Raw genomic sequence first — 18,897 nt, 5'->3', positions numbered from 1 at the left:
CGCTGGTTCGGGAGCCGCCCTACCGGCGCCTATAATCGAGCTATGAAGCCTCTCTACGACGCCCCGCCGGAGGGTCTGGAGGAACGCCTCGGGGAACCGGGCGAGTTTCCCTTCACCCGCGGTGTCTATCCGCGGATGTACAGCGAGGGCCGGCTCTGGACCATGAGACAGTACGCCGGCTTCGGTTCTGCGGAGGAATCTAACGAGCGCTACCGCTACCTGATCTCCCAAGGCGTCACCGGCCTCTCGGTCGCCTTCGACCTGCCCACCCAGCTGGGGCTCGACCCCGATGACCGGCTAGCCCAAGGCGAGGTGGGCCGGGTAGGTGTATCCATCGCCACCGTTGACGACATGAAGCGGCTCTTCGAGGGGATCGATCTCGGCGAAGTCACCACCTCCATGACGATCAACGCGCCGGCGATGATGTTGCTCGCACTCTACCTGTTGGTGGCCGAGGAGCAGGGCGTTCCGTTCGAGAAGCTGGGCGGTACGGTCCAGAACGACATCCTCAAGGAGTACATCGCCCGCGGTACCTACATCTACCCGGCCAAGCCGTCGATGCGGCTCGTCACCGACCTCTTCGCTTTCTGCGCCGACAACGTGCCGAACTGGAACACCATCTCCATCTCCGGTTACCACATCCGCGAAGCCGGCTCGAGCGCGGCCCAGGAGATCGCCTTCACCCTCGCCAACGCCCTCGCATACGTTAGGGCTGCCATGGAGGCGGGCCTGGAGGTCGACGAGTTCGCGCCCAGGATCTCCTTCTTCTTCGCCTGCCACAATCGGATACTCGAGGAGGCCGCCAAGTTCCGTGCCGCGCGGCGTATGTGGGCGCGGATAATGCGCGACGAACTGGGCGCTACCTCGCCGAAAGCGATGATGATGCGCTTCCACACTCAGACCGGCGGGTCGACGCTCACCGCCCAGCAGGTCGAGAACAACGTGGTGCGCACCGCCTACCAGGCCCTCGCGGCGATACTAGGCGGAACCCAGAGCCTCCATACCAACGCCAAGGACGAGGCGCTGGGCCTTCCGACCGAGGAGTCGGCACGCACCGCGCTTCGCACCCAGCAGATCCTCGCCTACGAGAGCGGGGTGCCTGAGGCGGTGGACCCCTTGGCAGGTTCCTACTACGTGGAACACCTCACGGATGAACTGGAGGCTCAGGCCGAGGTGCTGCTGCGGCAGGTCGAGGACCTCGGCGGCAGCGTGGCCGCGATCGAAGCGGGCTTCCTGCAGCAGGAGATCGAGGAGTCGGCCTACCGGTTCCAGCGCGAGGTCGAGTCGGGCGAGCGCAAGGTGGTTGGCGTGAACTCGTTCCGGATCGACGAGGAGCAGGCCGTACCGGTCCATGCGGTCGACCCGGCCGTGCAGAGTCGCCGCTGTGAGACGATCAGGTCGTTCAGAGCCGAGCGCGACGGAGCGGCTACCTCCGCCGCACTGGAGGAACTCAGGCTTACCGCGCGCGGCAGCGGGAACCTCTTCCCCGCGGTTCTCGCTGCCCTTCGTTCGCGCGCCACCCTGGGGGAGGTCTGCGGCGTGCTGCGTCAGGAGTGGGGGGAGTACCACTGAGCGTAGCCGCCGGATGCTCCCTATCCGCACGCCCGTCGTCCCACGGCCCAGAGCTCCTCCGCCTGGGCGCCCAACACCGCTAGGTTTCGGCGACCTCCTCTGCCTCTCCGACGATCCCGGCGATGACGTCCACCGTTGCCTCGAGGTAGGTGCGGGAATCGGCCAGCCGGCTGTTGCTGTCGAGATAGCCCCCTGGGCCGGTGTGATCCATCGGCCCCATGTCTATCCGCGAGATCCGCCCCGCCGATCGCGCCTGGTTCCAGTGCGAGTGGCGGAAGAACGGCCAGCGTCCGGGGAAGAAGACGTACGAGAGGCGTTCCACAACGTCCCGCCTGCCTACGAGGTGGAAGAGCTTGTGGATACCCATGAGACCCGGGTCCGAGCTCATCACCCCGCCCAGCGAGATCACCCGCACCTGGCAGTTGAGCATCTGGGCGAGGTGACCGCCAGCGCCGACCGCGACCTGACCGCCACCGCTATAACCGATGAGGGTGACCGGCATCCCGCTCCCCACGCGGTAGCCGGCGCCTACGAGGGCGCCCAAAATCAGCTCGGCCGATCCCTGGTTGTACAGCGGGCCGTAGCGTTTGTCGGTCGAGACCGCGACCTGCCACAGGTTGCGAAGGTTGATGACCATCCCGGCGATGCCGCTGAGGGTTCGCTTGCTCAGCTTCATCGACAGCGCCCAGCGCCAGAACCAGGCGAACACCCGCTGGCCGGTGAGCGCGCGGTTGGTCACCGAGTAGGGGAACACCTCCACGACGACGCTACCCGGGAAGCGGGCCCGCAGCTCACGCAGGAGACTCTGCTCCCGCTTGGCGAAGGTTTCGCCTGAGACACTGTGCACGCCGGTAAGGAAGACCAGGAAGTGGCGCTTCTGCCCCGGTTCTTCGGTGACCATTGGTTTCGCCAGAGCCAGCTCATCGCCACGGCGTCCGTACCAGCCGGCCCACCAGCCCAGTGTCTCGAGTGGGGCCAACGATCCGCCTACCAGCAGTGCCAGGCTGCCGATGGTGACCATCGTCCAGATGTCGACGTCCACTCAGCCCTCCCCCTCAGGACGGGCGAGCCTCTCGGCCTCGGTGGTCAGGCGAGTCCCCGCCACCCAGCTCCGGAGGATCTTCGTCAGGGCCAGCACCGGCCGGCCGATCGTCCGTTCCAGCAACTGCAGGAGCAGCCACCCGCCGGCGTTGCAGAGGAGCGCCTGCCAGAGGGTCAGGTCCAGCACCACGCCGGTGGCGATCACCAGCGCGAGCAGGCTCCAGATGGAGAGCAGCAGCCAGATGAAGGAGCCGAGGTAGGGGGTCAGAACGAAGAAGCTGAAGAGGTAGGGGCTGTAGGCGAGTGCGATGGCGCGCAGCACCGTCTCGTAAGGAACCTCTCGAGAGTAGGCGAAACTGCCGATGGACCAGACCGAAAGACTCCAAAGCATGAAGCCGGCGACGAAGATCATCGCCGAGAGCAGCAGACTCGCGATGAAACGGTGCGGACGAACGCGGCTGACGAATAGCACCAGGCTCTGCCCGGCGGCCGACGAGATGCCGGCCAGGAACACGACGGCGAGGAGCATCCTGATCGGCAGCTGCTCCAGATGCAGGTAGTGTCCGCTTGCGAGCCTTAGTGTTTCACCGATCAACTCTGCCATGACGGGCAGCCCATGACGGCGAGTCTAGCAACAGGCCGCCCGAGCTCAGGTGCCCGAGCACGAAGCGTGCAGGCAAGAGCTACTCGGTTGGGCAGACGATCGGTCCCAGCGGACGGCCGCCGAGCAGATGCATGTGGAGGTGGAATACTTCCTGGTGTCCGTGCTCCTTGCAGTTGACGATGAGCCGGTACCCCTTCTCGAGACCGTGCCGCGCTGCGAGACGCCGAGCGACGGTGAACAGCCGGCCCAGAGCTGCCTCGTTCTCCTCCCCGACATCGTCGACCGTAGCTATCGGCTCGTTCGGGACGATGAGGATGTGAACAGGAGCCTGCGGGCTGATGTCCCTGAAGGCGGTGACCAGCTCGTCCTGGTAGAGGAGTTCGGTGTCGACCTCGCCACGAACGATCTTGCCGAAGATGGTGTCCTCGCTCATGCTCCAACTCTAACCGCCGACTCGCCGAGGACGATCACGGATGCTGTATGCGGCGACATGGTGCCGTGACCTCCTCTCCTTCAGCCTGGGATGGGGGTGAACGTGTCCGAGTATTGGCAGGTCCTCAAGCAGACCGTCAAGGAGTTCGGCGAGGACCAGGCGCCCAGGCTCGCTGCCGCCCTCGCCTACTACACGATCTTCTCCATAGCGCCCTTGCTCGTGATCGTCCTCGCCATAGTCGGCTTCGTATACGGGAGCGAGGAGGCGCGCAGCCAGCTGATGAGCCAGCTGCAGGCGCGGATCGGCCCGGACGCAGCCAACCTGATCGGCACGATGGTCGAGCGGACCTCGCAGCAGGGAGGGGGCATCCTGGCGACGGTGATCGGCATCGTGACCCTCCTGATCGGCGCGACGACAGTCTTCGCTCAGTTGCAGGGCGCCCTCAACAAGATCTGGGACGTGGCTGCCGACCGTAGTCGCGGCATCAGGAAGCTCCTGCTGGTGCGGCTCGAGGGGCTGGGCATGGTACTCGCTCTCGGGTTCGTGCTGCTCGTCTCGTTCGCACTCCAGGCGGCGCTCAACGTGATCCTGTCCAGCTTCTCGGGCCTGCTGCCGGGCGGCAACGTGGTCTGGTTCATCGTCAACCAGTTGCTGATGCTCGCCGTGTTCACCGTGGTGTTCGGCGCCATCTTCATGGTCCTGCCCGATGTCGAACTCCACTGGCGCAACGTCCTGAGGGGTGCGATCATCACGGCTGTCCTCTTCAAGATCGGTGAGTTCCTGATCGGCTTCTACCTCGGGTTCTCGGGCGTCAAGTCGACCTATGGAGCGGCCGGTTCGCTGGTAGTCCTCCTACTCTGGATCTACTACTCGTCGCAGATCCTGCTGTTCGGCGCCGAGTTCACGCAGGTCGACACCAGGCGGCGACAGAAAGAGGAGCCGACGCCCACCGAGGTGGCAGCCGGCTCCTGAGCCGTTCGATAGCGGGAGTCAGCGCAACTTGTTGCGCTCCGCCTCCTCCTCGGCGGCACGGCGCGCTTCCTTGGCGGTCTTCTCGGCCACATCCCGGGCCTCGTGCGCCATCTTCTTGGGGTCCAGACCGCGCTCCTCCATCTCGTGCCGGGCAGTCTCGCGCGCCTCCTCGAAGGAGGTGCGGGCGACGTCGCCGACCTTGTGCATCGTCTCGCGGCCGCGCTCCTTCACCCGTTCCGACGCCTCGCCCATCCAGCGTTCTTCCGGTCTCGTGGCGGGCAGGAGCATCCCGATGGCGAAGCCGAGGGCCACTGCCCCTATCCCGAAGGTAAGCGGGTGCTGATGGAAGTAGTGGTCGAAGCCTTCGCGCGCCTTCCCGCTCATGTCCTGTGCCCGGTGCCGCATCTGGTCGACCCCCTGGCGGGCGCGGTCGCGCAGGCCCTCCGAGGATCGACCGTAGTCCGACTCGTAGATGCTGCCGCTGACGTCGTGTTCCGTGCTGTACCTGTCCCAGTCGCTCATGCGAACTTCTCCCTTACCATCCGTGCGTCTTCCTTGATCGTCTCCATCGTCTTCTTCGGTGCGATGCCGTTGCTCTTGATCGCCCGAACGTTCGCCATCACTACGACCATCCCGATGATCACCAGGAGGCCGCCGACTATCAGGGCCGAGGCCCAGTAAGGCATCACGAGGCCCAGCACCAGGATCAGTGCGGCCACCAGTGCGAACAGGCCAACCAGCGCCATCGCTCCGCCGATCGCGATCCCGACGCTATCCTTGGTCAGGCTGGAGACGTTCTCCCGCATCTCCACCTTGGCCAGCTCGATCTCCTGGCGGATGAGCTCGGAACCGTCGCGGAACAGGTCCGACAGGACGTCCCCGATAGAGCGCTCGAACGGATCTCTTCTCGCCTCAGTGGTCACGTTTCCCCCGCTTCCGAATCAGTAGCTCGTGGGCGGAAGGTCTACCGCCCTGGGCGTCGGTCTGGTCACCAACTCCATGTCCTCGTCGACGGTGCCGGGCGGCCTGGAGCGGCGGCCGTTGCTGAACGCGAGTAGAGCCAGTCCCAGCCCGATGATGGTGGTCACGATGGGGTAGCGCTTGATGGTGTCCACCGCCAGGTGGCTCAACTGGCTCGCCTGGTGGTCAGCGGAGTGGCTGACCCCGGAGATGGCGCCGGTCGCCCGGTTCCTGATGTTGCTGAGCCTGCCCATAGCCTCGTCCTGGAGGCCGCGCCTGCTCAGCTTCACCTGCGCCGCTTCGATGTCGTTCGCCAGCCGAGCGCGGGTGGCTTCGATCTCCCGCACTATCTCTGCCGAACTTCGCTTCCTGCCACGCCCGCCGGTCATGGCCTGGTGGTGTCGGCGGTGCGGTAGCTTTCGCTGGCAGTGGTGGCGTAGCGAGTCTGGCTCCCGCTCATGCGGCCGGAGTGATCCTCCGCGCTACTGCTGTGCACGAAGCGGGCTGCGAGGAGGCCGGCCGCGAACATGCCTCCCAGGAACCAGGCTGGCTGTGACCGCGCCGCTCCCCGCAGATCATCGAGCAACTCGGTCGTGCTGCGGTTCTGCAGGTAATTCTGGAGTTCCTCGATGCGACCGGCCAGCCACTCGCTCTGATCGGCCAGTCGACCCATCTCCTCGTTGCGGAGTTCCTCGCTGCTCTTGTGGAACGCCTTCGCGAGTCCGCCTACCTGATCGGCTACCTGGCTCTTCCCCTGTTCCACGGAGGATTTTGCCTGTTCGCGCACGTACCCCGCCGTCGACTTGGCCTGATCCATCGCCTCGCGGCCGAGTTCCTTCGCGGTGCTGCGAGCCTCGCCTGCTACCTGTTTCGCCGTCTCCTTGGCGTCCTTGGCGCCTTGACCTCCGGAGGAAGTGCCGCCTGTCGCCGTCGACTTGTTGCTGTCTGTCGCCATATGCCCCCCTTGGCTCCTCTTATTGCTCCTGCCTACGGTCGCCCGATACCCGGGCGCCACGGGACCTCAGGGTAGACGAAGGCCCTCGTGAACGAGTAAAACCTTGCTTACAAAGGCGGTCGAGGGCACACTTCCGTCCCTCACGCGACTCTCGAGGCCTCGGTCTCGAGTTCTGCCATGGTGAAGAGCGGTAGCAGCTCGACGCCGACCCCGGCCAGGGCCTCGCGACCCCCTGCCTGCCGGTCTATGACGCACAGAGCCGATTCGATGTGGGCGCCCAGATCGCGCAGATCGCCTGTCGAGATTACGACCTGCCCACCGGAGGTGACCACGTCCTCGATCACCAGCAGGCGCTTGCCGGCAACATCACCGCCCTCGGCGAGATTCCGGGTGCCGTACTCCTTGGCCTTCTTGCGGACCGAGAAGAGCGGCAGGCCGGTCACCTGTGAAAGCAGCGTTGCGACGGGTACGCCGCCAAGTTCGAGCCCGGCGAGGGCATCGGTCCGGTCGGGTACCAGCGGTGCCATGGCCTCTGCTATAGCTTTGAGGAGCTTCGGGTCGTGCTCGAAGCGATACTTGTCGAAGTACTCGTTGGCTACGGCCCCTGAGCGCAGGACGAATTCGCCGGTGAGTCGCGAAGTCCGGTAGATCCGGGTAGCCAGTTGGGATCGAGTCATTCCTTCCATGCCGGCATCATCGCACGGACGTCGTTCGCGGGGTCGACTCGATTTGAAGGTCGCGCGAAGAGTGTGCTAGACTCAAACGTTTTTGTGTGGGCGCCGCGAGAGCGCTATGCCCCGAGCAGATCGATCAGGTCCAGGAGGAAACGATGCCGAAGGTGTGCGCGATCACCGGCAAGAGAACGAGGATGCAGAAGACGAGCAAGCGCAAGGGCTCCGCCAAGAAGAAGGGCGGCGTGGGCCTCAAGCAGGTGGGAGTGCACCGCAGGACGGTGAAGCCGAACCTGCAGAAGCGGACCATCTGGGTAGACGGCAAGCCCAAGAGGGTTTGGATCAGCGCGAAGGCGCTGCGTGACCTCGATCCCACGCTGCTGGTCAACCCGAACAGATAACGTCGCCTACATACCGAGTGGGAGAGGCGCGCTTACGGCGCGCCTCTCGGCGTTTGCCGGTCGCCTGGCTCCCTCGGCTATGTTGGACGGAACGCGGGGGCACTGGAGGCCGATGCTCGTTCGATTGCTCATCACCGCTCTCTATCTGTTGCTGAGCGCTAACGCGTTGGGGCAGGTCAGAGTTGTGGCCTCGATCGCCCCCTACGGGGACCTGGCTCATCAGGTGGGCGGTGAGGCCGTCGAGGTAAGCGTGATGTTGCCGGCAGGCGCATCACCCCATACCTTCGAACCGAGCCCTCGCGATGCAGCGCGGATCTCAGGCGCGGACCTCGTCGTGCTGAACGGTGCGTCGGACGAGTGGCTGCGCGAGATCGCCGCCTCGGTCAACCCGGATGCGCGGGTCGTCGAAGCGCTCGAGGTACTCGAAGATGAACTGCTGGTCGGCGGGGAGCCCGAGGACTCCCACGGCCGAGGGGTGAATCCGCACGTGTGGCTGGATCCGCTGCTGATGAGGGAGGTCGCGCTGGCGCTCGGCACCTCACTGGCAGAACTCGATCCCGCCAGGGCGGATGCTTACACTCAACGCGCCTCGTCGGTCGCGTCCTCTCTGACGGCGTTGGACGCAGAGTTGCGTGAGATTCTGGCGCCGGTCAGAGGCGCGCCGTTCATCCCCTTCCACGACGCCTGGCCTTACTTCGCCCGACGTTACGGACTCGACCTGGTGATGGAGATAGAGCCGTTCCCGGGCCGCGAACCCAGCCCTCGGTATCTGGCTTCGGTAGTGCGGGCCATCCGCGAGAGCGGGGCTCCGGCTATCTTCAACGAGGCGGGCCTCAGTGGCCGCGCGGCACAGGTTCTCGCCCAGGAGGCCGCTGTGGAGGTTGCTACCCTCGACCCCCTGGGCGCCGGCGGCGAGAGTTATGCAGAGATGATGAGACGCAACGCCCGGACGGTTGCCGAATCGCTGGAGAAGTGGGAACCGCGGTAGCCGGCCGAGAGCCCCCGCCTGGCCTGCCGGCGCTCCACGTTCACCACGTGAGCGTGAAGTTCGGCAAGGTCCTCGCGCTGGAGGATGTGAGCTTCGACCTTCAGGAGGGGGAGACGCTGGCGATCGTCGGCCCCAACGGGGCAGGGAAGAGCACGTTGATAAAGGTTGCACTGGGACTGATACGGCCTGAACGCGGGCACGCAGCGATCTTCGGTGAAGACGCCGGTGTCGAACCTCGCCGGGTAGGTTACGTGCCCCAGCTCAAGACCTTCGACCGAACCTTCCCGGCGACCGCCCAGGAGCTCGTCGTTTCCGGCTCGCGGCTCCGCTGGCCGGCACTGGTCACTGCGCGGGAGCGGGAAGAGGCCGCCGACGCGCTGGCCAGGGTGGGCGCAGGCCACCTCATCGATCGGCGACTCGCCGGCCTCTCCGGAGGTGAGCTCCAGCGCGTCTACCTTGCGCGCGCCCTCGTCAGACGGCCCGACGTGGTCCTGCTCGACGAGCCGGCCACAGGCGTCGACTTCCTGGGCGAGCACGATCTCTACGACCTGCTGGAGGGGTATCAGCAACGAGCCGACGCCGCGATAGTGATGATCACCCACGATCTCTCGGCCGCTCGCTATCACGCGGACAAGGTGCTGGTCCTCAACCGCCGCGCGCACGGCATCGGCACTCCTGACGAGGTGCTCACCGACGACTGCCTTCGAGCCGCCTACGGACATCTGGGGCACCAACACGGCAGGGTGGCGCCCTAGGTGACGGAGGTCTGGACCCTGTTCGAGTTCGCCTTCATGCAGCGGGCGCTGCTGGCTGGCGTCTGCATCGCCATCGTCGCCGGCGTCCTGGGCACATTCGTCGTCCAGCGCGGGCTGGCGTTCCTCGGTGATGGGCTCGCCCACGCAGCCTTCGGCGGTATCGCTCTGGGCGCCTTCGTTGCCGCCACCTTCGGCAACTCGACGTTGCTCGAGGAACCGCTGCTCGTCGCCGTCCCGTTCACCCTCGCCGCCGCCCTGGGCATCGCCTGGGTGAGAGACCGTACCTCCCTCTCCTCGGACGTCGCCATCGGTGTCTTCTTCGCGGTATCGGTGGCTCTGGGCGTGCTCTTCATCTCGATAATCCCTCCAGAACGGAACGTCATCGACGTCTGGCACCTGCTGTTCGGCTCCATTCTCGCCGTGGGCCGGGACGACCTGCCGGTGATCGTCGCGGTCGCCGGTACCGCGCTCCTCGTGCTGCTGCTCCTTTGGCCCCGGCTCGCCTACGCCACGTTCGACTCGGACCTGGCCCGCTCTGACGGGGTAAGGGTGAGACTCCTCGAGTACGCGCTCTTCGCCATCGCCGCCCTGATAGTGGTCGTGAGCGCACAGGTGATCGGGATCGTTCTGATGGCGGCCTACCTGGTCATCCCGGCGGCCGCGGCCAGGCTCGTAGCCCGCTCGCTCTTCGCGATGACGGTGCTGGCCGTAGCGATCGGAGTCGTGAGCACCGTGGGCGGCCTGGTGGTATCGTTCCTGGCCGACATACCCAGCGGCAGCACGATCATCCTGAGTCAGGCGCTGCTCTTTCTGTTGTCGACTTCACTCCAACGGAGGTAGGGGCGCAGCACAATTGAGAGCCGTACGGAGTGCTCTGTCGCACTGTGTTGCGCGGGAACCGCCGCGATCGATGACGGGCACGACTGGTGGCCGACCCTATCGGTTCAGACTTCGAGGACCGCCAGCTCTATCGAGAGAGAAGGCAATACCGGTGCAGTCGATCAAGCCAACGCGGGAAGTACGCGGTGCCGAAGGACTCGAGATTCTCCGCCATGGAGAGTCCCTCGAGTCTGTGAAGACCAAGTCCATGGTTGTAAATCTACTGGCAACGGGTGGGGTGGAAGTCCTAGAAGGCGTACTCTTCGCCGGAGAACGAATAACGCTCGTTCCAACTGGAACTGACGAAGACGCAATGGAAACGTACTACATCCTGTCGGGCAAGTTGGCTCACCTGGACAGCTCGCAGAGTGAACTGCTCGGTCCGGGAGACTGCATCGTTACGAGGAGCCTGAAGGAAGAAGCCTTCTTCACCGCTTTGGAAGAGGTTCGTTTCATCTACTTCACGTCGAAGCCCTTCTTCAAAGAAATAAGTACGAAACATCAGGACCTCATGAAGCTTGCCGTTGAAGTCGAGGAGAGGGACGGCTACACAGCTGAGCATTGTCTGCGGCTTCAACGCCTCTCATTCGCCACCGGCAAGGCAGTCGGACTGAATGCCCACCGCCTCCACCTGCTCGACTACGGCTCGTACCTGCACGACGTGGGAAAGGCTAAGGTGCCGGTCGAAATACTCCAGAAGCCTTCCTCGCTGACGGCAGAAGAGTGGCTGATCATCAAGGAGCACCCTCGATTCGGACGGGAGCTCATCGAACCGACGTTCATCCGCGACGCCGGCCCCATAGTCGAACAACACCATGAACGGATGGATGGCAGTGGCTATCCCTTCGGATTGCGAGGCGATGAGATTTTGACCGAGGCGTACATCGTGGCCATTGCCGACACGTATGACGCCATGACGACCGATCGAAGTTATAGGAAGGCCCTCCCCGCAGAGTCCGCCTTCGCCGAGTTGAGGCGATTCGCTGACATCCACTACCCCTCAGAGATAGTCGAGGCATTCATGGAAGTCGTGGGAACGATCGAGAAGTAGCGAACAGCCGGCAGTCCTTTACGAGCTCCGCCCGAACTTTACGCTTTTTGGTCCTCACTTCACGCTCACTTTACGGACACCGTGAACAGTGGTACAGTTCACCAAAGGAGGATCGTCATGCACTACTCTATCTCCCGACTCCTCGCGATTCTCTCTGCGGTCACCCTTCTGGCGTTCGTTCCCTCGGCTTTCGCGTTGGGCGGCCTTCTGACCGGCCTTGTAGACAGCGTGGTGGACGTTGTGGACGAAACCGTCGATCTCGTCGACGGCAACTCGACCGAACCGGAACAGGACGAGCCGACTGAAGATAGCGATGAAAGTACGTCGGTTGGAGAGCCGACCGGGTCCATAGGTGGAAGCGAGTCCGAGCTGGCCGAACCGGTGCAGGCGGCGCCTGAAAGTAGCGATCAGGCCGCAGTCGAAGAGTCGACCGATGAAGCAGATGGCGATCCCCAGCAGATCGATGACGTACCCGATCCGGTGGATGAGGGTACCGACGAACCGTCAACAGGAACGATCGACGGATCTACCCGGTCAGAGGACCGTGAAGGTCCATCGCCGGGCGATAACCGGTCCGGTGACGATGACGACGAGATCGTCGAGGTGGACGATGACCTTCTGGAACTCGACGGTGAGGACAAGTTCGTTCGGGTGGAGAACGACCTGCTCGGCGCGGCTGCTGAGTCACTCGGAGTAGGAGCGATCGGCAGTACCTTGTACACGGTCCAGGAAGACGTACTGCACGGCACCGTCACGAAGTTGACGGGGCTGAAGATTCCGCACTACTACACCTGGGTTTGCATCGAAGATGTCTGCCTGCCGGTCGATCCGTTCTTAGCGAGCAACTGAATACTGAGGGTTCGAGAACGAAGAGCCGGCGAGCAGTCTCGCCGGCTCTCTACTTCGGCATGTCCTCGGCCTGATCAGTAGTGGCAGCGGCCCGGACAGCTAGCGAACATCGACCGCCTCGGTTTCCTCTGAGGGCGCGAACAGGCGCCCGAACCTCTCGTCCACCCGCGCCTTGACCTCGTCGCTCATGACGATCTTGTCGGGCCACGGACGGTCGAAGCCCTCCTCCGGCAGCTTAGGCGTGCCGTCGAAGACCCAGACCGGGCCGACGCCGAAGGTGTCGTCGATGATCTGGAGGTCGCGCTCCGGGTCGATGTTGTTGAGCAGTGTCCAGACGACCTCATCGAAATTCCGCGGGTCGCTGTCGTCATCCACGACGGCGATGAAACGAACTCCACTGGCGACGTTCTGCCGCGCGGCCCACTCGCCAAGGTGACGACCCTGTTCGGCCCGCGTCTTGCGTGTGGTGATGAACCAGAAGCCGCCCTCGAACTGGTGCTGATCGAGTATCTCGGCGTGACCCGGCAGCATCGAAGCGTCTCGTTCGGGATTGGGTATCCAGCTGGCCGCTTCCCCCTCCTCCCGATGTTTCGACGTGCCGTCGATGACCAGTTTGGAGCCGTAGCTCCAGGAACGGCTCGAGTGGTCGAGCACGTCGATGGGGCCCTTGGCGAGTTGCTGGTCGCGACCGGGTAGCGCGTTCCGCAGGACGGTTCGCCAGAAAGTCTGGTGATCCCTGGGGGAGACGTCCTCGTCGGTCACCAGGATGACCTTGGCGAACATCATCTGTCCCAACCCCAACAGTCCGTTCGCCACCTTGTACGCCTGACCGGGATAGCGCTTCTCGATAACGACGTTGACCAGATTGTGAGCGATGCCGGCGGGGGGCATGTGGTAGTCGACCAGTTCAGGCAGGATCATCTGCGCGGGCACCTTGAAGAGCCGCTCGGATGCCTCGATGAGGTAAGCATCCTCCATCGGCGGACGGCCCACGATCGTTGCCGGGTAGATCGGGTTCTTCCGCATGGTTATCGCGGTCACGTGGAAGACCGGATAGAGGTCCGCGAGCGTGTAGAAGCCGGTGTGATCGCCGAACGGGCCCTCGATCCGCCACTCTTCCGCAGGATCGACGTACCCTTCCAGCACGAACTCGGCGTGCGCCGGCACCTCCAGGTCGACCGTCAGTCCCTTGACGACTTCCAACGGCCTGCCGCGGAGGTAGCCCGTAAGCGAATACTCGTTGAGACCAGGGATAGGCGGAAGCGGGGCGGTCGCGGCGTAGGTGAGGGCCGGGTCACCGCCGAGCGCGACCGCGACCTCCAGCCTCTTCCCGGCCTTCCGGGCGCTTTCCAGGTGCCGCGCCCCGGTCTTGTGGCGTTGCCAGTGCATGCCCGTGGTGGTCCGGTCGTACACCTGCATCCGGTACATGCCGATGTTCAGGTCACCCTCGATCGGGTCACGACTCACCACCAACGGCAGGGTTATGAAGGGACCACCATCGTGAGGCCAGCACTTCAGGACCGGCAAGCGCGACAGGTCGACCTCGTCCCCGCGCCAGACGACCTCCTGTGCGGGCCCGCTCCGTACCTTGCGTGGCGCAAGGCCCTTGAGTTCCCGCAACTTGGGCAACTGGGCGGCCAGGCCGAAGAGGCCGCCGCCCAACCTCACATCGAGCAGTTCACGCAGACGCTTCGACAGATCGTCCAGTTCGTCCACGCCAAGGGCGTGGGCGGTTCGCCGGGCGGTGCCGTAGAGTCCGATGACCAGCGGGAACTCCTTGCCCTCGACATTCTCGAACAACAGTGCAGGGCCGCCCCGCTTGACCATCCGGTCGGCGATCTCGGTGATCTCGAGTTCCGCGGAGACGGACTCACTGATCCGCAGCAACTCGCCTTCACGCTCGAGTCGAGCGAGGAAATCGTGCAGGTCACGGTAAGGCATGACCAATGCTAACCGCGCGTCCTGCGCCCGTCAGTCGTGCCTGGCCGAAGCGGCGAACTCGGTCGACTGGCGGTGGGGGAGCAGGACAGGAGCGCCGTCCTCCAGGAACCGGGCAAGCTCGTTCCTCAGGTCCTCCAGGCCGCTCCCGTTCAGGGCGGTGACGGTAACCGCCGAGTAGCGCTCGGCGAGCTGAGCAAGGACCTCCGGGTGGGCGATGTCGGCCTTGTTCAGGACCACCAGCCTAGGCACCTTCAGCTCCAGCGCCTCGAGGATCCTGTCCACCGCATCCACCCTGTCCGGGGCACCAGGAGTGGCCGCGTCGACGACATGCAGCAGCAGGTCGGCGTCGTGTAGTTCCTCCAGCGTCGCGCGGAAGGCGTTCACCAGCTCCTTGGGCAGGTCACGGATGAAACCCACCGTGTCGGTGAAGAGTACCTTCGCGCCCCACTGCCCCAGGCCGGGCAGCCAACCCTCACGGGTAGTTGGCCGGAGGGTGGCGAACAGCTGGTTACGAGCGGCGGCGTCGGGCTTGGCGAGGGCGTTGAAGAGAGTGCTCTTGCCCGCGTTCGTATAGCCCACGAGCGCCACGACCGGCACCTGCGAGGCGGTACGAGCCTTGCGCGTCTCGGAACGCTGGCGCGAGATCTCGTCGACCTGCTCCTCGAGTGCCACGATCCGGTCACGGATCCGCCGGCGATCGACCTCGAGTTTGGTCTCACCCGGGCCTCTCGTCCCGATGCCCCCACCCAGACGGCTCATCGCCTGGCCGCGGCCGGCCAGTCTCGTGAGCTGGTACTGCAACTGCGCCAGCTCGACCTGCACCTGTGCCTGCCGACCGCGCGCGTTCTGGGCGAAGATGTCGAGGATCAATTGGGTGCGGTCAAGCACCTTGAGCCTGGTCTCGGCCTCGATCTCGCGCGACTGCGCCGGCGTGAGTTCACGGTCGAAGATGAGCAGGTCGGCGTCCTCGTGGTAGGTTTTCGACACCAGTTCCTGCAACTTTCCGCGTCCGATAAGCGTGCGCGGGTCGGGCACCTTGCGTGACTGCATGCTCGAGAAGGTTACGACGGCGCCGGCGCTCCTCGTCAGCTCTTCCAGCTCGGCCAGGCGCGACTCGGCCTCGAGGATCCCCTCGCCCGACTCGAGTCCTATCAGCACGGCCCTCTCGGCGCTCGAGCGCTTCACCTCGCGAGTGCGTTGACTGCGAGATAGCTCCTCCTCGAGTGCCCGGATCCGCTCGCTGATGTCCACCCGCTCGAGTTCGCGTACGGAGCGCGGCGGATCGATCGTCCAGTCCTCGTCTTCGGCCGTAGGCGGGGAAATCTGGGCAAGGTGAGCGTCTCCCAGCACCACGCCGCCGCGGTCGTTGCGAGCTACGTCGATGGCGACGATCGCGTCCAGGCGGTTGAGGAACAGCGTCGAGAGGTCGGAGCCGCTCAGGCCGCCGGGCTTGGTGTGGGTGTGGACCAGCCGCAAGCCGAAGAGACGCGACTCGGCTTCGCCGTGAACCGGAGGCAGAGGCGTCTCTGCCGCATCTCCGACTGCAACGGTTACCACCCGTCCGCGCCGGTCGAGCAGCGCGCTCACGTTGGCTCCGATGTCGGTGGCGAGCTCGCCGAGCTCCTTGGCCAGCTCGAAGCCAACGGCTACCTCCGGCGCAACTCGCCGGCGGTAGAGGTTGGAAAGTCGCTTTACTTCGTTCTTCTTCAGACCGGATAATCTGCCGTGGACTTTTTCGATCGTGGCTCCTCCCGAGACTGCCGCAGGATTACACCGCCAGACGGCGGCGCAGGGGCAGGATCTCGATTGTCGAGGTTGGTGTCGATGAGCACGCGAAAGCTAGCGGGCACTCGCCCGGGCCGCGAACACGCTCTGGTCGATGACCATATCTATACCGAGATTATAGCCCTTTCGGGCGGGCGAAGTCGTATGCGGCCGCACCGAAAACTGCTTCTTGGCCTGCTCTCATCGCTCCTGGTAGCTGCGCAGTTCGGCTTGGCGCAGGTCGGAGGCGAGAACCGGTCCAGCCCTGCCTGGTCGGCGGAACTCCCCGCGGTCCGCGACGGTTGGGCGACCCTGGTGGACGCCGAAACGTTGGAGGCCCAGCTGGAGCTGTTGGCGAGTGAGGCAGCCGGGGTGCTCACGCTGAGCGGCCGCGATGGCGTGATGACCCTGTTCCAGGACTCCTCGGAGATCCTTTGGCGTCCAGCCGACGGGGAGGGGGCACGCGAGGAGAGCCTATCGGCCGCGGTCCGAAGACGGGAAGACGGTTGGTGGTTGCCGGTAGACGCACTATCCTTCTTCGGCCTCTGGCTACGGGACGGGGTCGCCGAAGGCCCTGACAACCTGGTTCTGCGGCTGGTGTTCCCGCCGCCGGCTCCAGTCATGGGATCGGGCGGCGAACTGGTGGACCTGGGAGCCGGCGTGCCCGGACTCCGGCTCTTCGCGAACGGTCCCGACGGCCCGGCCAGCCAGAGTCTGCTGCTGGCCGACGCGGGCTTGCTCGGCCTGGCACTCCCCGACCAGCGCAGCGCTTTCGACGAACTCGTTGCCGGTAGCGGGACCGACCACCCGCTGCTGCTGCTCGTCACCTCGGCCTCTCGTGGGCCCTGGGATACCGAGTTGAAGTTCAGCCAGGGCGAGCTCTCCCTGGTGGTGCGCTACCCCTTCCGGCTCAGGCTTCTAGCCGGCCAGCCGGAGCTTGTCGCCCCGGACGCTCCCATTACCGGAGTCGTGCTCCTGCCCGCCCAGTTCGACCTTCGCAGTCCCATCGAGGTGAGCTGGGGCGGTACGAGGGCGACAGTGACGTTCCGGCGCTGACATCTATACTTCATACAGTGCAAGCGGCGGCAGGACCGGAGATGAGCGCGCCCTGTCGGCGCGAACAGGAGGAACCATGAACGTTGTGATCGCGTCGGCAGTGAGAACGCCGATAGGCGCCTTCCAGGGAGCCTTCGCACCACTCAAGGCTTCGCAGTTGGGTGCTGCCGCGATAGCCGGCGCCCTTGAGCGCGCGGCGATCGCAGCCGACGATGTGGACCTGGTCACCATGGGCTGCGTGCTGCAGGCCGGCATGGGCCAGGCGCCCGCACGCCAGGCCGCGCTCTTCGCTGGGCTACCCGACTCCACCCCGGCCGTCACCCTCAACAAGATGTGCGGGAGCGGACTCGAGGCGATCATCCAGGCGGTCAGGGCGGTAGCCGTGGGCGACGCCAACATCGCGGTTGCCGGCGGTATGGAGTCGATGACCAACGCCCCCTACCTGCTCCCCGGAGCCCGCGGGGGCCTCCGGATGGGCGACGCGAAACTTATCGATTCTATGGTTCACGACGGCCTCTGGGACGTTTACAACGACAAGCACATGGGTTCCTGCGCCGAGGCTTGCGCCTCGAAATACGAGTTCTCCCGGGAAGCCCAGGACGAGTACGCGGTCCGGTCGTACCGACGTGCCCAGGCTGCCATGGAAGACGGAACCTTCGAGGCCGAGATAGTGCCTGTGGAGGTCGAGGGTCGCCGCGGCGCCACGACTACCGTCAACGAGGACGAGGGCCCACGGAACGTAGATTTCGACAAGCTTCCGAAGCTGAGGGCCGCATTCGAACGGGAGGGTACGGTTACCGCCGCCAACGCCTCGACCATCAACGACGGGGCCGCGGCACTGGTGGTGACCAGCGAGCAGGTGGCGCGTGAGCGGGGTCTACCGATCCTGGCGCGGATAGACGCCTACACCTCCTCGGCCGGCGCCCCCGAGTGGTTCACGACGGCACCGGTCGGGGCGCTTAGATCGTTGTTCGAACGCACCGGGCTCGAGCCGAACGAGGTGGATCTGTACGAGATCAACGAGGCGTTCAGCGTGGTGCCCATGGCGGCGATGAAGGAGTTCTGTCTGGATGCACAGAGGGTGAACGTGCACGGCGGCGCTGTCGCGCTGGGTCACCCGATCGGTGCTTCCGGCGCCCGCATCGTCGTCACGCTGCTCAACGCCATGGAGCGCCGCGACGCGCGAACCGGGGTCGCGGCGATCTGCATCGGTGGCGGTGAGGCGCTGGCGATGGCGTTCGAGCGGGCCTGAAGGCCCCGGCAGGCCGGCTAGTTCTCGTCGATCTTCTCCGGCATCCGGCCCTGCTGGATGGCCTCGGCCACCATCGGCGGCAGGCCCCAGGCGATGATGTCGAAAGCCACCGCCCCGAAGTCGTACTCGACCTTATCCATCGAAACCTCGACGTTCCCACCGTCGACTCGCACGATCGCGTAGTCGGCCCCCGGCTCGCCGTTGAGCGCCAGCCCAACTGACCCCGGGTTCAGCACCGAGCCGGCCGGTAACTGACGGTAGTAAGGGACGTGTGTGGCGCCGGCGGCCAGCAGCCTACAGCGGTTCCGCTCCAGCATCTTGCTGAGCGACAACGGGTCCTGGTTGAGGTTGAGCCGCTCGACTGGGGTCTCCGGGGTGCCGTGGAAGAAGCGGAAGCGTCCCGCCGAGGTGTTGAGGCGGTGCTGGACCGGCAGACTCCGCAGGAACTCGACGTTCCGCGGTTCGATGACGCTGCGGGTCCACTCGAGGATGGTGTCGGCCACACCCTCGCGGGGTCTCTTGCCGCGCGCGAACTCGTAGGCGATCCGTTCATCGGCGTTGCCGAGCGTGCAGATGACGCCTTCGCTTCGAAGCAGCTCAATGGTCTCGTTGGGAGAGGGACCGTAACCCACCAGGTCGCCGAGGCAGACGATGGTGTCTACCTCCTCCCGTTTCAACACTTCGAGTACCGCTTCGAGGGCAACGACGTTGGCATGCACGTCGCTGATGACGCCGAGGATCACGGCTTAGAGT

General features: G+C 65.0%; 21 protein-coding genes. 10 read left to right on the top strand and 11 right to left on the bottom strand.

What is annotated here, in order from left to right; translation table 11 throughout:
- Nucleotides 1–42 precede the first annotated feature (42 nt).
- Nucleotides 43–1,572 carry a methylmalonyl-CoA mutase family protein gene (locus VF168_08300; GenBank protein ID HEX7004175.1) on the top strand — a complete coding sequence of 510 codons (1,530 nt, stop codon included), beginning with the start codon at nucleotides 43–45 and terminating at the stop codon, nucleotides 1,570–1,572.
- A 79-nt stretch (nucleotides 1,573–1,651) separates the two neighbouring features.
- Here the strand turns inward: VF168_08300 and VF168_08295 are convergent, their stop codons facing one another.
- The 3 genes from VF168_08295 to VF168_08285 all read right to left on the bottom strand — a co-directional run bounded on the left by VF168_08295 (nucleotide 1,652) and on the right by VF168_08285 (nucleotide 3,650).
- The gene (locus VF168_08295) at nucleotides 1,652–2,614 is read right to left on the bottom strand and encodes a hypothetical protein (GenBank protein ID HEX7004174.1); all 963 of its coding nucleotides are present in this window, start codon (nucleotides 2,612–2,614) and stop codon (nucleotides 1,652–1,654) included.
- Nucleotides 2,615–3,217, bottom strand: a complete 603-nt coding sequence (locus VF168_08290) for a hypothetical protein (protein ID HEX7004173.1) — start codon at nucleotides 3,215–3,217, stop codon at nucleotides 2,615–2,617.
- A gap of 79 nt (nucleotides 3,218–3,296) precedes the next feature.
- Entirely contained in the window at nucleotides 3,297–3,650 is a 354-nt protein-coding gene (locus VF168_08285) for an HIT domain-containing protein (GenBank protein ID HEX7004172.1), read from the bottom strand.
- A gap of 90 nt (nucleotides 3,651–3,740) precedes the next feature.
- On the opposite strand from VF168_08285, the gene VF168_08280 reads away from it, so the two are divergent.
- Nucleotides 3,741–4,622, top strand: coding sequence for a YihY/virulence factor BrkB family protein (locus tag VF168_08280; protein ID HEX7004171.1), 882 nt, complete (start codon nucleotides 3,741–3,743; stop codon nucleotides 4,620–4,622).
- A gap of 18 nt (nucleotides 4,623–4,640) precedes the next feature.
- Here VF168_08280 and VF168_08275 read toward each other — a convergent pair whose 3' ends face one another.
- The 5 genes from VF168_08275 to pyrE form a co-directional block, all read right to left on the bottom strand.
- On the bottom strand, nucleotides 4,641–5,144 hold the full coding sequence (locus VF168_08275; protein ID HEX7004170.1) for a hypothetical protein: 504 nt from the start codon (nucleotides 5,142–5,144) through the stop codon (nucleotides 4,641–4,643).
- Complete coding sequence (locus tag VF168_08270; protein ID HEX7004169.1) at nucleotides 5,141–5,545, bottom strand: phage holin family protein; 405 nt, start codon at nucleotides 5,543–5,545, stop codon at nucleotides 5,141–5,143. Before VF168_08270 ends, VF168_08275 begins: the two co-directional genes overlap by 4 nt.
- 18 nt (nucleotides 5,546–5,563) lie before the next feature.
- Nucleotides 5,564–5,971, bottom strand: coding sequence for a DUF3618 domain-containing protein (locus VF168_08265; protein HEX7004168.1), 408 nt, complete (start codon nucleotides 5,969–5,971; stop codon nucleotides 5,564–5,566).
- A complete protein-coding gene (locus tag VF168_08260; protein HEX7004167.1) occupies nucleotides 5,968–6,537 on the bottom strand; it encodes a hypothetical protein in 570 nt (189 codons plus the stop codon). Before VF168_08260 ends, VF168_08265 begins: the two co-directional genes overlap by 4 nt.
- A 140-nt stretch (nucleotides 6,538–6,677) precedes the next feature.
- Complete coding sequence (gene pyrE / locus VF168_08255; GenBank protein HEX7004166.1) at nucleotides 6,678–7,223, bottom strand: orotate phosphoribosyltransferase; 546 nt, start codon at nucleotides 7,221–7,223, stop codon at nucleotides 6,678–6,680.
- Nucleotides 7,224–7,366: 143 nt separating this feature from the next.
- On the opposite strand from pyrE, the gene VF168_08250 reads away from it, so the two are divergent.
- The 6 genes from VF168_08250 to VF168_08225 all read left to right on the top strand — a co-directional run bounded on the left by VF168_08250 (nucleotide 7,367) and on the right by VF168_08225 (nucleotide 12,131).
- Nucleotides 7,367–7,609, top strand: a complete 243-nt coding sequence (locus VF168_08250) for a L28 family ribosomal protein (protein HEX7004165.1) — start codon at nucleotides 7,367–7,369, stop codon at nucleotides 7,607–7,609.
- Between the two features lie 112 nt (nucleotides 7,610–7,721).
- A complete protein-coding gene (locus VF168_08245; protein ID HEX7004164.1) occupies nucleotides 7,722–8,597 on the top strand; it encodes a metal ABC transporter substrate-binding protein in 876 nt (291 codons plus the stop codon).
- Nucleotides 8,582–9,352 (top strand): metal ABC transporter ATP-binding protein, encoded by a 771-nt coding sequence (locus tag VF168_08240; GenBank protein HEX7004163.1) that lies wholly within the window; start codon nucleotides 8,582–8,584, stop codon nucleotides 9,350–9,352. Before VF168_08245 ends, VF168_08240 begins: the two co-directional genes overlap by 16 nt.
- Nucleotides 9,353–10,192 (top strand): metal ABC transporter permease, encoded by an 840-nt coding sequence (locus tag VF168_08235; protein HEX7004162.1) that lies wholly within the window; start codon nucleotides 9,353–9,355, stop codon nucleotides 10,190–10,192.
- 151 nt (nucleotides 10,193–10,343) lie between these two features.
- On the top strand, nucleotides 10,344–11,282 hold the full coding sequence (locus VF168_08230; protein ID HEX7004161.1) for an HD domain-containing phosphohydrolase: 939 nt from the start codon (nucleotides 10,344–10,346) through the stop codon (nucleotides 11,280–11,282).
- A gap of 240 nt (nucleotides 11,283–11,522) precedes the next feature.
- Nucleotides 11,523–12,131, top strand: coding sequence for a hypothetical protein (locus VF168_08225; GenBank protein ID HEX7004160.1), 609 nt, complete (start codon nucleotides 11,523–11,525; stop codon nucleotides 12,129–12,131).
- A 99-nt stretch (nucleotides 12,132–12,230) separates the two neighbouring features.
- Here the strand turns inward: VF168_08225 and VF168_08220 are convergent, their stop codons facing one another.
- Both VF168_08220 and hflX read right to left on the bottom strand, forming a co-directional pair.
- Nucleotides 12,231–14,072, bottom strand: coding sequence for a menaquinone biosynthesis decarboxylase (locus VF168_08220; GenBank protein HEX7004159.1), 1,842 nt, complete (start codon nucleotides 14,070–14,072; stop codon nucleotides 12,231–12,233).
- Between the two features lie 30 nt (nucleotides 14,073–14,102).
- Entirely contained in the window at nucleotides 14,103–15,659 is a 1,557-nt protein-coding gene (gene hflX, locus VF168_08215) for a GTPase HflX (GenBank protein ID HEX7004158.1), read from the bottom strand.
- A gap of 342 nt (nucleotides 15,660–16,001) precedes the next feature.
- Here hflX and VF168_08210 point away from each other — a divergent pair, with 342 nt between their 5' ends.
- Nucleotides 16,002–16,892, top strand: coding sequence for a hypothetical protein (locus VF168_08210; protein HEX7004157.1), 891 nt, complete (start codon nucleotides 16,002–16,004; stop codon nucleotides 16,890–16,892).
- 76 nt (nucleotides 16,893–16,968) lie between these two features.
- Nucleotides 16,969–18,144, top strand: coding sequence for an acetyl-CoA C-acyltransferase (locus tag VF168_08205; protein HEX7004156.1), 1,176 nt, complete (start codon nucleotides 16,969–16,971; stop codon nucleotides 18,142–18,144).
- 17 nt (nucleotides 18,145–18,161) lie between these two features.
- Here the strand turns inward: VF168_08205 and VF168_08200 are convergent, their stop codons facing one another.
- A complete protein-coding gene (locus VF168_08200) occupies nucleotides 18,162–18,887 on the bottom strand; it encodes a metallophosphoesterase family protein (GenBank protein HEX7004155.1) in 726 nt (241 codons plus the stop codon).
- Between the last annotated feature and the right edge of the window lie 10 nt (nucleotides 18,888–18,897).

It is taken from the genome of Trueperaceae bacterium (assembly GCA_036381595.1).
Taxonomy (GTDB): Bacteria; Deinococcota; Deinococci; order Deinococcales; family Trueperaceae; genus DASVCN01.
The sequence above is the reverse complement of the archived record's forward strand: the minus strand, read 5'-3'. Positions and strand labels throughout refer to the sequence as shown.